Origin of the sequence: Pontibacter sp. E15-1, assembly GCF_022601975.1 — a bacterium.
In the GTDB taxonomy this organism is placed as follows: Bacteria; Bacteroidota; Bacteroidia; order Cytophagales; family Hymenobacteraceae; genus Pontibacter.
This window is the reverse complement of sequence record NZ_JAKVIR010000010.1, coordinates 154148-167315: the sequence shown is the minus strand read 5'-3', so window position 1 is coordinate 167315 and position 13168 is coordinate 154148. Positions and strand designations below refer to the sequence as shown.

General features: G+C 55.7%; 12 protein-coding genes. All 12 read right to left on the bottom strand.

The features are described from left to right. Nucleotides 1-346, bottom strand: a 346-nt coding sequence (locus tag MKJ04_RS08975; RefSeq protein WP_241641267.1) for a hypothetical protein, incomplete at its 3' end; no start/stop codon positions are given. A gap of 119 nt (nucleotides 347-465) precedes the next feature. After that, a complete protein-coding gene (locus MKJ04_RS08970) occupies nucleotides 466-759 on the bottom strand; it encodes a type II toxin-antitoxin system RelE/ParE family toxin (protein ID WP_241641266.1) in 294 nt (97 codons plus the stop codon). Then, nucleotides 747-986 carry a hypothetical protein gene (locus MKJ04_RS08965; protein ID WP_241641265.1) on the bottom strand — a complete coding sequence of 80 codons (240 nt, stop codon included), beginning with the start codon at nucleotides 984-986 and terminating at the stop codon, nucleotides 747-749. The genes MKJ04_RS08970 and MKJ04_RS08965 overlap by 13 nt, the downstream gene beginning before the upstream one ends. A gap of 66 nt (nucleotides 987-1052) precedes the next feature. Continuing rightward, entirely contained in the window at nucleotides 1053-1778 is a 726-nt protein-coding gene (locus tag MKJ04_RS08960; RefSeq protein ID WP_241641263.1) for a DUF2071 domain-containing protein, read from the bottom strand. Between the two features lie 116 nt (nucleotides 1779-1894). Beyond that, nucleotides 1895-4213, bottom strand: coding sequence for a c-type cytochrome (locus tag MKJ04_RS08955; protein ID WP_241641262.1), 2319 nt, complete (start codon nucleotides 4211-4213; stop codon nucleotides 1895-1897). Nucleotides 4214-4261: 48 nt separating this feature from the next. Continuing rightward, complete coding sequence (locus tag MKJ04_RS08950) at nucleotides 4262-5584, bottom strand: MFS transporter (protein ID WP_241641261.1); 1323 nt, start codon at nucleotides 5582-5584, stop codon at nucleotides 4262-4264. A gap of 230 nt (nucleotides 5585-5814) precedes the next feature. Next, a complete protein-coding gene (locus tag MKJ04_RS08945) occupies nucleotides 5815-6999 on the bottom strand; it encodes a Gfo/Idh/MocA family protein (protein ID WP_241641260.1) in 1185 nt (394 codons plus the stop codon). A gap of 58 nt (nucleotides 7000-7057) precedes the next feature. Further along, complete coding sequence (uxaC, locus tag MKJ04_RS08940; protein ID WP_410896815.1) at nucleotides 7058-8524, bottom strand: glucuronate isomerase; 1467 nt, start codon at nucleotides 8522-8524, stop codon at nucleotides 7058-7060. Between the two features lie 12 nt (nucleotides 8525-8536). Next, a complete protein-coding gene (uxuA, locus tag MKJ04_RS08935; RefSeq protein WP_241641258.1) occupies nucleotides 8537-9706 on the bottom strand; it encodes a mannonate dehydratase in 1170 nt (389 codons plus the stop codon). A 117-nt stretch (nucleotides 9707-9823) separates the two neighbouring features. Continuing rightward, nucleotides 9824-10645, bottom strand: coding sequence for an SDR family oxidoreductase (locus MKJ04_RS08930; RefSeq protein ID WP_241641257.1), 822 nt, complete (start codon nucleotides 10643-10645; stop codon nucleotides 9824-9826). 195 nt (nucleotides 10646-10840) lie between these two features. Continuing rightward, nucleotides 10841-11866, bottom strand: coding sequence for a LacI family DNA-binding transcriptional regulator (locus tag MKJ04_RS08925; protein WP_241641255.1), 1026 nt, complete (start codon nucleotides 11864-11866; stop codon nucleotides 10841-10843). Nucleotides 11867-12038: 172 nt separating this feature from the next. Next, nucleotides 12039-13055: a PmoA family protein gene (locus tag MKJ04_RS08920; RefSeq protein ID WP_241641268.1), complete on the bottom strand. Its 1017-nt coding sequence runs from the start codon at nucleotides 13053-13055 to the stop codon at nucleotides 12039-12041. Between the last annotated feature and the right edge of the window lie 113 nt (nucleotides 13056-13168).

Below are 13168 nucleotides of genomic sequence, written 5' to 3'. Positions count from 1 at the left end.
GCATCCGCCGCAGGGCCTCCTCCAGCAAGGGCAGCAGCACCTTGAGCCACTGGCTCACTTTGCCCTGGCTCATGGCAAAGCCCATGGCGTGATAGCACTGCAGGGCATTTTGCTTCAGGCAGACAAGCACAAAAAAGAGCTTCCTGGCGCTGCCCCGCAGGCTCATCGAGGCGTGCTCGGAGTACTTGGCTATCCGCCTTGGCCTGCCTTGCAGGTCATAGTGGCGGTGGTAGCGCTCCCACAAGGGGGCAAAATAAGACAACAGCTCGAAAAACTCCTCTACCTTTAAAGACGTTAAACTGAGCATGAAGCGGTAGTTGGCTTGGCTTAAATCTGGAACTTGCATATTCCTTTAAGCTTGGTTGACACCGCTTTTGTTCATCTCATACCCCCTATAAAATTTATCGTAATATCATTTATTAGAGTGTGTTTGTTCACCATAGGTTTGGTTAGCACATATAATTTTTAAATATTCTTTTTGTCAGGGTGTTGCCAATTATCAAAGACAGCGAGGATATAGATATTTTCTTGCTTCTGCTTATAAAGAATGGTAGTATGCCTGTGTAGTAAAAAGCCTCTAACGCCTTTCTCTGTATTCTCTACACTCCCTATTTGAGGATATTTGAGCAGTAATTCTAGAAATTCAAATATCCGTACTGTGCATATCTGCGCCGTCTTCTCTCCAAACTCTTCCTGTAGATACTTTTGTAAGGCGGCTAATTGTTTGCTGGCCCGCTTATTCCAAATTATTTGAGCCATTTAGAATTTCTTCTTTTCATTTCTTCATGCGATGTCCATGCAGATTCATCACCAATTTCGTTCTCACTTGCTAATACCTCCTGCTTCTGTTCTTCAGACAGGCCATTCCATAAGCTTCCTTCTTTATAGTCCCTCCTACCAGTAAGAATCATGAAGATATCTTCTAATAATTTTTCATCATTAGTTGTATCAATCAGTTTGTGTAGCTCCTCTTTTATAGCTTCCATATCTCAACTTTAAAATAATATACGAATAAATCCAAATACTACTCTTTATAACTCTTTATGTATGTGCTACTGCTTAGTGGATTTTTTTATTTTTTTCAGTCCAATCCATTCGTGTTCTATACCCTTCATTAATAATGCATTATCGAATTTAACCGAGCCTTCTGGGAATATACTTTTATCATCAAAGAAACTTGATTGCACCGATTGCACCTCCAAAAGAGACACTTCCCAATTTTTAGTCCTTAATTCAAGTCCGTCAAAATCATTCTGGTCTGGTGAGTAGCCAACAGCTCCATTTTTAAAGAAATCTGATAAGCACTCTAAATTATCAAAAACACTTTCATTATTCCATTCACTTGTCTCCTTTGCTGAAATCGAAAGGGTTGTGTTATCTTCACTAATGAAACTCACTTCGTAATTCCCTTGAGACTCTTTTACTGTAAACTCTGCTAAATGATGAACTCCAGGAAATATGCTTCCTCCAGCTAATGAGTTCAGTTTCGAGGAAGTGTCTCTTCGCGGTATAAATACACCTTCTCTTAGTTCTTCACCTTCAGTCCACTCTACAGCAATCCTGTGAGCACCATTTTCAGAGGATATTCCAATTTGCCTGGGAAATCCGACTGGTCGAATTTCTTTAAGTCGAATCAGACAAACTCCTGCAATACCTTTCCCATTCACCAATTTAGGCGTAAAGGGTTCTGGTAAATAGTCCTGCAAGACCTCTTTGTCAACTTGATAATTGATAAGAATTCTGCGGTCTATAATCCCTTTAATTTTTGGTATTTTCATTTTCCTAATTGGCTACAGTTTATACCTAAACAAAGCCAATTCCTTTTAACCACCCAAAATTCAGGCAGCTAAACGGAATTGGCTCTCGAATCTACTCAATCTCTATAAAACAACTCTTACTGAAAAGCTTCCAGCTCTGCGGCGGTGAAGGCTTTTTGCCGGCCTTTCAGGTATTGGCGCACCTGTGTCACTTCTTCGGCACTCACCGCATCGGCGTTGTTGCGCCACGACTTCCGGATATAACTAAGCAGCTGCGCCACATCCTCATTCGACAATTTCTCGTCGTAGCCGATGCCGGGCATGTCGCCGTTGATTTCGGGGGCTTTGTACACGTGTCCGTTCACGGTTACCGGGCCCGTCAGGCCATACAGCACGATGGCGGTCAGCTTGCCTTTGTTGCCCGTCACCCACTCCGACTGGTTCAGCGGCGGGGCCAGCGATTTCACGCCGTTTCCGTCTGCGCCGTGGCAGGTCTGGCACGAGGAGGCGAACATGGCCGCCCCTTTCGGGTACTCCTTCAGCAGGGCTTTCGGGCTCCGATTGGCCCGGGCGCTGTTTGTTTGCGCCACCACCTGCTGTAGCCGCTTGTTAAACCCAAGCGTGGCATCCGGCAAAACGGAATTGATACTGGCCTGAAAATCCGCTTCCCGGTTCTGCAAGGCACTGATCACGGCATCGGCCACGAATTTGTCTGAAGGATGGCTTTTCACTACTTGTTGCAGCAGCGCATCAGCCGCTTTCTGGTCGAAAGGCTGGACAGAATGCGCCAGAAAAGCGACATAGGGGGCGGCGGTCACGTCGCTTCCGAGCTGCTCGAGCACCGGTATAAACTGCCTGTAATTCGACTTGCTTATTACCGAAGGCACCGCACTCAGCGCCTGCATCCGGATGGGCCAGGCGGGTTGCTGCAGCAGGGTTATCACTTCCTCCGCCTTCAGGGCGCCCAATCCCTCCAGCGTCCAGAGGGCGTGCATCACCTGCAGGGGCTTGCCCGTTTCCGTTATCGCCTGCCGCAAGGCAGGTATGGCCTGCGTCATGTTCCGGTCGATGAGCAGTTGCTGCGCATTATCGCGCACCCAGCCGTTTTCGTGGCCCAGCAGGGCAACCAGCTGCGCAGGCTCCTCGGGGAGGCGCACCATCCGGGCGGCTTTGTTTTGCGGAACGACTCTGTAGATGCGGCCATACCCTATCGGCTGAGACAGGCTGCGGCTGCCGATCTGGTTTTTGAGGTATGTGGTCAGGTAAGTCTTGTGCTGGATGATGCCGCGGTACATGTCCACGATATACAGCGCGCCATCCGGGGCATTATACAGACTCACTGGCCTGAAGCGCTCGTCTACACTGGCCAGAAACTCCTTGCCGGTATACGCCTGCTTCCCTTCCGTCATATTCCCGTTTTCGTTCAGGGTGTTGCGTTTGATCAGGTTAGCCGAGGGCTCCGCCACAAAAGCATCGCCGGTATAGGCTTTCCCAAACAGATCGCCCCGGTATACCACAGGCCCGCTGGCGGCGGTAAAGTTCACGAGGCGCAGGCTGTCGTCTAATACCCCTTCCATATACCCGCGGTTCACGCCGGGCGTTGGCCGCATGGGATATACCTTGTTGTCGGCCACTATTTTCTCGTTGAAGCCGGCAACGCCGCGCTGGTTTTTGTTGGTTGCCCCAAAACCCGGCGTAAAGTAATCACCGAGCAGGTTCTCGGAGTTGGTGTTATAGTATAGGCGACCGTTGTTGTCCTGGGCGATTCCCCACTGGCCCCGGAAATGGGTTGGCTCAATCACCCATTTCTCCCCTACTTTCCGGTAGCGCTTCGCTGACTTGGCGTTGTATATCCAGTTGTCCATGGCGCGCAGAAGGCCGTTGGGCTGGTGCTCCACGTTGCCGCCCTCGGCATAGGCCGCATCCACCAGCGTCCGTTTTCCGGGCTTGTCGCCGTTTATCTCATAGTACCATAGCATGGGCGGCTCGGCCACCAGAATACCCTCATCCACCAGGCAGATGGCCCGCGGCAACACCAGCGAATCGAGGAAGACTTTCCGGTTGTCGGCCACGCCGTCCTGGTCCGTGTCTTCCAGAATCACCACTTTCCCATTCGGGACATCCTCTCCGGTGCCCAGCGTGTCGGGCATGTAGCCTTCCATCTCCACCACCCAGATGCGCCCTTTGTGGTCGAAGGTCATGGCCACGGGCGTGTTCACCAAGGGCTCGGCCGCCACCAGTTGCACCGCAAACCCCTCTTCCACCTGCATCAGTTTGATCGACTTTTCCGGCGATACCACCGGGGCCTCTTCAAGGTTATAGGTTACAGGTTCGGCTTTGCCTTCTTTTTCGGGAGCGCCCGCCCCTTGCTGCGCAAGGGTACTGCCGCTCTTCTGGCAATAGAAAAGGCCGCAGGAGAGAAAGAGCAGGAGTAGTGGATAACGTGTGTTTTTCATGGTTAAATGCTAATCTTCTTGAATGTAAACGAAATACCGCGTGGGGCATTATAGCTCTACCGGCTTCATGCGTCTGGTAAGCAGGTGTATGATTGCCCAGGCCAGAATGTAGGCAAAGCCGCAGATGATGAACAGGATGTTATACCCTGCCCCGATGTTTCCGGCGCTTTCGTAGTACTGCAGCAGCGTGCCCACCAGCAGCGGGAACAGCGTGGAGGCGATGGAGCCCGTCATGCCGCCGATGCCCACCACCGAGCTCACGGCTTTCTTAGGCACGATGTCCGACACGATCGTGAAGATGTTCGTGCTCCAGGCCTGGTGCGCCGCAGCCGCCAGACTGATGATGGCCACCGCCGTCCAGATGTCGGTGGCATACCGTGCCGTCATGATAGGCAGCACCACCAGCGCCACGATCAGCAGGGTCGTTTTCCGGGCTTTCAGCACCGGCCAGCCGCGCTTGATCAGGGCCGACGACAGGTAGCCGCCGCCGATGCTGCCAAACGTGGTGGCTGTATATACAACCGCCAGCGGCAGGCTTGGTTTCGTCAGGTCGAGGTTGAAGGTGGTGGCGAAGTAAGACGGCAGCCAGAACAGGAAAAACCACCAGATCGGGTCGGTCAGCACTTTGCCAATGATAAAAACCCACGTTTGCCGGATACGCAGCAACTTGCTCCACTTGATAGAGCCGGAGGTTTCGGTCAGGGCGGGCTCGTTGTCGATATGTATAAAGGCATACTCCTCGGCGGTCAGCTTTTTGTGGCGCGAGGGAACCTCATACAGCAACCACCAGAAAATCAGCCACACAAAACCCAACGCACCCGTGATCAGAAACGCTTCATGCCATCCGTAGGCCCCCAGAATCCAGGGAACGAGAAGCGGGGCCGCCACCGCGCCAATGCTGGTGCCGGAGTTGAAGATTCCGGTGGCCAGGGCGCGCTCCTTCTTGGGGAACCACTCTGCCACCGCCTTCACGGCAGCCGGAAAGTTGCCCGACTCCGCCAGGCCCAAAAGCCCCCGCACCAGCCCGAAGCCCATCGTGGTGCGCACCGCTGCATGCAGCATCGCCGCCACGCTCCATACCGTCACGGAGATAGAGTAGCCCAGCTTCGTGCCTATCTTGTCGATAATGCTCCCGAACACAATATAGCCCAGCGCATAGGAGGCGGAGAAAAACATGATGATATATCCATAATCCAGCTCCGACCAGTTGAACTCTGCCTCCAGGGTGGGTTTGAGCAACCCGATCACCTGCCTGTCGATGTAGTTGATGGTGGTGGCGAAGAAAAGCAGGGCGCATATCACCCAACGGTAATTCCCCACTTTGGCAGTTGCCGTGGTGTCGTGCTGGTTTATTTTAGTTTTTTCCGTCATAACGATGAACTGGTTTCTGTTAAAATGGCCTCACGGATGATAGCCGGTATGATTTTTTGGATGCGGTTTTAAGCTGCCAGCCCCTGAATGCATGTGCAAGTGTATCCCACCCCTGCCCCTCCAAGGAGGGAAATCTCTACAAGTGTGATGTATACCCCTCCCAAAAAAGGCAGGGGTGGATAATTCGTTTTAGCAGATTAATGCTTATGTGCCCCTAGCACCCGGGTATTTTACCCTATGATCGTGATGGGCACTTCGGCTCCTGTTCTCTCTGCGGAAACATACCCGGCGTAGATGGTCGCGATCACGTCGGCGGCCAGGCTGCTGTTGCTCTCCACCGGCTCGCCATAGGCCGCTGTCCGGTAAAAGGCATCCATCTCGTGCTGGTAACCGGCAAACCATCCTTCGTCCGGGGAGATCGACGACCAGCCCTGCTTCGTTTCCGTTTTCTCCACCACGTACACATCCTTAAAATATGCCTCGGAGGGGGTATAGGCCTGCATGGCTGTGTTGGGGTTGATGTTGCAGATGGTGCGGTGGTTGCTGGTGTTCACCTCGATCCAGTTGTGCACACCGCCCAGCACCAGCTCGCTGGCAAACACGTCGGCGATGGTGCCGTCTTCAAACACCACGTGCAGCATGGCAAAGTCCTCAATGTCTTTATAGGTCGTCCGGAGGTGGCCTTCGTCCTGGAAAGTAGGCATGCGCGTAATGGCGTGCGTGCGGGCGGAGATGGTCTTTGGCCGGATGGCCTTCCCGTTGCGGGCGCGGCCTTCCACATGCTTCAGGTATATGGCCGCCGACAATGGGTGGCAGCCTTTCCCGATCATGGAGCCGCCGCCGGAGAGCTTCCACTGCCCGTAGGCCAGCGAGTGCGAGCCCGAGTGCGACTCCTCGCCGTGCATCCAGAGGATCTGCGCCCCGGTTTTCTCCAGCATTTCCCGCTCTTTCTGAATGGCGGGGGCGTATACCCAGTTCTCGGCATACATGATCACACCCTCGCTTTGCTGTTCGGCAGCCAGCATCCGACTGATGCTCTGCAGGGTTTCCTCCAGCCCTTTCTCCCGGGAGAAGGTGTCGCCGTTGAAATCTGCGCTCCCGTCGCCGAAGTAGCCGGTGAAGGGCTTCTCCACGATCACGTGCTTGTTTCGTTTCAGGGCCTCCACCACAATCGGCTCGTGGGTAACGGGCGGGGTGCAGACGTGCAGCACATCACAGCTTTCCAGCAGTTCTTCGAGGCTGCCGAACGCGGTCAGGCTTCGCTCTCCTGTAAAGGCCTGCAGGCGCTCCGATGAGGGAGAATAGGCCCCGACAAGCTCCACTTTCGTGCTGAAAACCCGTTGCAAGGCATCGTAGTGAAATTTAGCGGCGAAACCGGAACCCACTATACCCGCACGCACAACTTTCTTTTCCATAAGATAAAAACGTTTTATGTAGCTAGCGCTGCCGCCACTGCGCGGACAGCAAAATTTGTTATTCCCCGAAAGGGAAGTAGTCTTTGGCGTTGCGGTAGCAGATGTCCTGCACCATTTTCCCGATCCAGGGAATGTCGGCTGGCAGCAGGCCCTGTTCCACATCGTCGCCGAACATGTTGCACAGCAGCCTCCTGAAATACTCGTGCCGTGAGTACGACAGGAACGAGCGGGAATCGGTGAGCATACCCACGAAGCAACTGATCAGGCCCATGTTCGACAAAGCGTTCATCTGGTCTTTCATCCCGTCCAGCTGATCGAGGAACCACCAGGCAGAGCCAAACTGTATCTTGCCTTTGATGCCTGCCTGCTGGAAGTTGCCCGTCATGGCGGCGAAGGTTGCGTTGTCGGCCGGGTTCAGGTTGTAGAGGATGGTTTTGGCCAGGCTGTCCTGCTGCTCCAGCGCGTTAAAGAAGGTCGACATGCTGGACGCCTGCGCGAAATCACCGATCGAGTCATACCCTGTGTCCGGGCCGTTCACTTGCAGCATGCGGGAGTTGTTGTTGCGCAGCGCGCCCAGGTGGAACTGCTGCACCCATCCCCGCTGGTGGTATAGTTTGCATAGCTCCGCCAGGATAACGCCGGCAAAGTCCTGCTCCAGGGCGCTGGCCTCGTTGTCGTTCCCGGCCAGCACGGCGGCAAACACCTCGTCCATCTTTTTACTTCGCGCGCGGCCAAAAGGCAGGTACGACAAGCCATGGTCCGAAACCCGGCACCCGTTGGCATGGAAAAACTCCACCCGGTTTTGCAGCGCTTCCAGCAGCGTGTCCACACTGACGATCTTCACCTGGCTGGCGTCCGCTAGTTTCCGGAGGTAAGCCCTGTAGGTATCCCCTCCCGCCAGGTTCAGCACCTTGTCGGGGCGGAAAGACGGCAGCACTTTCACCCCGAACCCGGAGGCTGCCAGTTGCTGGTGGTAGTGCAGGTCGTCGGTTGGGTCGTCGGTGGTGCCCACCATCTCCACGCCATACCCCGTGAGCAGGCCCTGCGGCGTAAACGCCGGTTGCTGCAGCAGCATGTTGCAATGGCTGTATATTTCCGCCGCGTTGTGCTCGGTCAGCAGCTCTGTCACGCCAAACGGGTTTTTCAGCTCCATTTGCGCCCAGTGGTACAGGGGGTTGCGCATGGTATAGGGCATGGCCCTGGCCCAGGCGGTAAACTTTTCGGCGTTGCTGGCATCTCCCGTGATGTAGCTTTCCTCCACGCCCAGGGTGCGCATCGCACGCCACTTATAATGATCGCCTGCCAGCCAGATGCTGGACATGTCCGGATAGTGCTCATTCCGGGCAATTGCCTCCGGCGACAGGTGGCAGTGGTAGTCGATGATGGGCTGGTCTTTGGCGAACTCGTGGTATAAACGCCTCGCCGTTTCCGTCTGCAGCAGAAAATCCTCGGTCAGGAAACTGTTTTTAGGCTGTTCCAGCATGTGGTTGGAGGCCGGGGGCGCCAGTAAGGTATGGTCTTTCATGAGAGGTTCGCGTTAACTGTTCATTGATTTTTCTATACCCATCTCCAGGCCGCGCAGCTCTGCCAGGCCGCGCAGCCTGCCAATGGCCGAGTAGCCGGGGTTGGTGACTTTGCGCAGGTCGTCGAGCATCTGATGGCCGTGGTCGGGGCGGTATGGGAGGGGCGCTTTCCGGGTCGCGTTGAGCAGGACTAACTCCCGCATCACCGCATACATGTCCACGTCGCCCTCCAGGTGGTTTGCCTCGTAAAAATCGCCCTCGGCGTTGCGCTGCGTGCTGCGCAGGTGCACAAAATGGATGCGGTCGCCAAACTGCCGCACCATATGGGGCAGGTCGTTGTCGGCCCGCACGCCGAAGGAACCGGTGCAGAAGCAGAGGGCATTGCTGGGCGAGGGCACCGCCTGCACCAGCGCTTCCACATCGGCGGCGGTGCTTACCACCCGGGGCAGCCCCAGAATGGGGTAGGGCGGGTCGTCGGGGTGGATCACCATTTTCACGCCCACCTCTTCGGCAACCGGTATCACCTGCTGTAAAAAGTGTATCAAATGCTGTCGCAATTTGTCGGCGTTTATACCTGCGTAGGCATCCAGGGCCTGCTGGAACTGCGCCAGCGTGAAACTCTCCTCGCTTCCGGGCAACCCCGCGATGATGTTGCGCTGCAGCAGCAGCTTTTCGTCTTCGTGCATCTCCGCAAAGCGTTGCCGGGCTCTTTCCAACTCCGCGGCGGTATAGTCGTTTTCTGCGCCCGCGCGTTGCAGCATGTGCACGTCAAAAGCGATAAAAGCGGCTTTCTCGAAGCGCAGCGCCTTCGACCCGTCGGACATCTCGTAGCTCAGATCCGTACGGGTCCAGTCCAGCACGGGCATGAAGTTGTAGGTGACGGTGCGGATGCCGCAGGCAGCCAGGTTGCGGAGCGACTGCTTGTAGTTGTCGATGTATGTTTTGAAGTGGCCGGTCTGGGTTTTGATGGCCTCGTGCACCGGCACGCTCTCCACCACGCTCCATACCAGCCCGGCGCTTTCCACCTCGGCTATGCGCCGCTGAATTTCCCCGACGGGCCATACCTCCCCGTTGGGGATATGGTGCAGCGCCGTCACGATGTCGGTGGCTCCGGCCTGGCGGATATCCTGCAGCGAAACCGGTTCCTTTGGCCCGTACCATCTCCAGCTTTGTATCAGTGGCATATCGTTTTGTTTAGATGTCGGCTATATGATATCAGATGATCCTGGGCACGACGCAACAGGACCACCGCAGCATTTGCTATACCTTACTTTCATGGTCTTTTTGTGCCTTTGTTGTTGCTATACCCCACTGTAGGCGTTAAAACCACCGTCTACCAGCACCGTTTCGCCGCTCACAAACCTGGAGGCGTCGCTCAGCAGGTAAATTAGCGTCCCGGTCAGTTCCTCGGGGTCGCCCAGTCTTCGGAAGGGGGTGTTGGTGATAAACTTCTGCGCCCTGTCTGTATAGCTTCCGTCAGGTTGCAGCAGCAGGCTGCGGTTTTGCTCTGTCAGGAACACACCGGGGGCGATGGCGTTCACCCGCACGCCGTCGCCATAACGCAGGGCCAGCTCCACAGCCATCCACTGCGTATAGGCCTCCACCGCCTTCTTAGCCATGGTATAGCCCAGCACCCGGGTCAGGGGCCGTTGCGCCGTCAGCGACGAGATGTTCACGATGGTTCCCTTGCCTTTCTCTGCGATCACACGGCCGAAGACCTGCGTCGGGATGATGGTGCCGAACAGGTTCAGGTCCACGGCTTTCCGGGTGTCTTCTATGCTGGTGTCAAACAAATCCTGGTCGGGCATGACGGTGGCCCCGGGGATGTTGCCGCCGGCCGCGTTCACCAGGCCGTCTATCGTGCCCCACTCCGCCAGCACCCGCTCTTTGGCCGTGTGCATCTGTACTTCGTCCAGCACATCGCCCAGCACCGCGATGGCCTCACCGCCCGCCGCGCGGATGGCGGCTACGCGTGCCTCGGCCCGCTCCTGGTTGCGCCCGAGGATGGCCACTTTAGCCCCTGCCTTGCCGATGGCAAGCGACATGGCCTCGCCTAAAATACCGGTGGCCCCGGTCATCACGATGACTTTGCCTGCCAATGAAAACTGCTCTAATCCACTCATGGGTTGTTGTTTCGTTTAGTTGGGTACTCTTGCCAGGCATTTGCGCTGCGAGGCCTGCGTTTTCTGCTGCTTTGCGCTGGAACCTTTTGGTGTGCCAGAGCCGATTTCAAATAGCAATCGATTGCAGTGAAAGGTAAAAAATATATCTTTTCTAAAATCCTTTATAAGTTAGGGCAAATTATCCAAGTCACAAACTTATTCGCCACTTGATTCGCGCCGGATCACCTCCACAGGGGTGGTGAGCGAGATAAAGCTCTTGCCCGGCGTGAGCTTCTGTTGCACCAGGTCCAGAATCAGCTTGGCGGCCTGCTCCCCCATCTCGTAGGGGAACTGCTCTACCGACGTGATCGTGGGCTGAATGATCCGCACCCGCGGGTCGTTGGAGTAGCCCGCCAGTTTTAGTGCTCCCGGAATGTCCAGTTTCAGCTGCTTGGCATAATCCAGCACGGCAATGGCCGTTGTGTCGTTGCAGGTGAAAACGGCGTCCGGGTATGGCTCCTGGCCAAACAACTCATCGCAGGTTTTAATGGCGTTTTCATAGGTCAGCTCATGGAAAAACACCAGGCGCTCATCCAACGGCACGTTGTATTTCCTTAGGGCCTCCTGGTAGCCGGCGTAGCGCTCGTTATACAGGCTGCAGGTAAGCGGGCCGCTGATGTGCGCGATCCGGCGGCAGCCCTGCTCCAGCAGGTGCAGCGTTGATTTATACCCTCCCTGGTAGTCGTCGCCCTGAATTTTGTGGGCGGAGTATCCCTTGGGCACGCGGTCATAAAACACCAGCGGCACGTTGGCTTTCCGGAAGACATCGAAGGGCGAGAAATCCTCGGTGTAGAGCGTGGACGAGACAATCAGCCCTTCCACGCGCAGGGCGTGCAGCACGCTCACCAGCTGCTTTTCCAGGGCCGGCGACTCGTTCGACTGGAAAATCATCAGGTTGTAGTCGCATTTCTGCAGCTCGTTCTGGATGGCCGTGATCACCGCCGACTGGAAGTACATCGAGATCCGGGGAACGATCAGGCCGATGATGTTCGACTTGCTTTTGCGGAGGCTGGAGGCCATGGCGTTCAGCTGGTAACCCGACTTCTCGACAGCCTGCCGCACCCGCTCTTTCGTTTCCTGGCTCACGTGCGGATGATCGCTGAGGGCTCTTGAAACGGTAGAGGTGGCCAAGCCAAGTTCTTGGGCGATATCTTTTAACCTGTTCTGAGGCTGTTTCGTCATGGGTGTGCTGCCTGTGCAAGCGGTACTTCTTTTTGGAGTTAAATATACTAATTTCTGAGTAGAGCCGGGGTATAGAACGTGCGCAAAACACCTGTTTTATACCCAAATGCCCTACATCCGGCTCACAATCAAACGTACACCCTGCGGAGGCATCCACGCAAAACTATCGGCTTTATTTTCCTTTTGACACGCCGCTCTGCTTCTGGATGAAGCGCTGGTACGCCGTTTCTGCCTGCCCGGTGTTGAAGTCTGCCCCGGAGTGAATGAGCACGCGATGCCGGAAAGTGACCGACTCGCCGGCCGGGAGTTTGAAATTGAGTTCTTCCTTGCCCTCGCTCATTGCCTGCTGGCCCAGCGGGTTGGCCGCAAACAGGCCATAGCCACGCGCATGCCAGTAGGTCGGGAAGCCCACGTTCTGCGGGTTGTCCATGATCACGACTGCGATGGGCTCCTTGCCTATTTTCCCGTTCAGGCTTACCCACTCGGCGCGGGTTCCCCATACCGCATCGCCGGTTATACCCTTGCTGCTGTGGTACAGCCCTGTCACGCCCTCGTTGTTCAGTTGGGGCACCGCGGTGGCCTTTCCGCTGGCATCCGTGAACACCTCGGGTTTGGTGGACGGGTGTTCCAGTTCACGTGCCACCCGCAAAGCGATCAGGCCTTCTTTGTTGTCCTTAAACAGCACATCCTCTTTCTGCGCCGTGAGGGTGGTGATCCGGTCGATGGTGCGGGTGTCGCCGTCGCCCCGGAAAACGAAGCGGGTGGTTTCCACCAGCAAGGGCGTGCCGTCAGGCTTTTGCCATTCGGCGCTCACCTCCAGCGAGGCCTGGTCGTTGCCACTGGTCATCTTGTCCACACGGCGGTGCCGGATGGTGCCGAAAGGGCCCTTGTGGTCGCCGGTATCGTTGGAGTTGTTCCAGAAGTCGTGCCCGTTCACGTCGCCGTAATTGAACCAGAGCCCCACATGGTGCGGATGGTCCACACGCTCGCCAGGCCTTGGTTCCAGTGGCCAGCCCCGGGTAACCACAGTGCCTTTGGCTGTGCGGATAGGGTATAAAACCGGCTTCTTTACCTCCTCAGGGTATACATAGGACGTGAAGGGCTTGCCGTCGATGGTGACATCCACCCGCTTGGCCTTTCTGTTTACTGTCAGCTGGATGCGGTTGGTTTTCGCCTGGCCCATCGCCATAAAATTCCCGCCCAAAGCGCAGGCCAGCCAAACGCCAAGCACAGCCAGCCCCCATCTCCAATTTTGTCTCATACCTGTTCGATCAAGTTTTGTCAGTGGCCATACCTATGGTA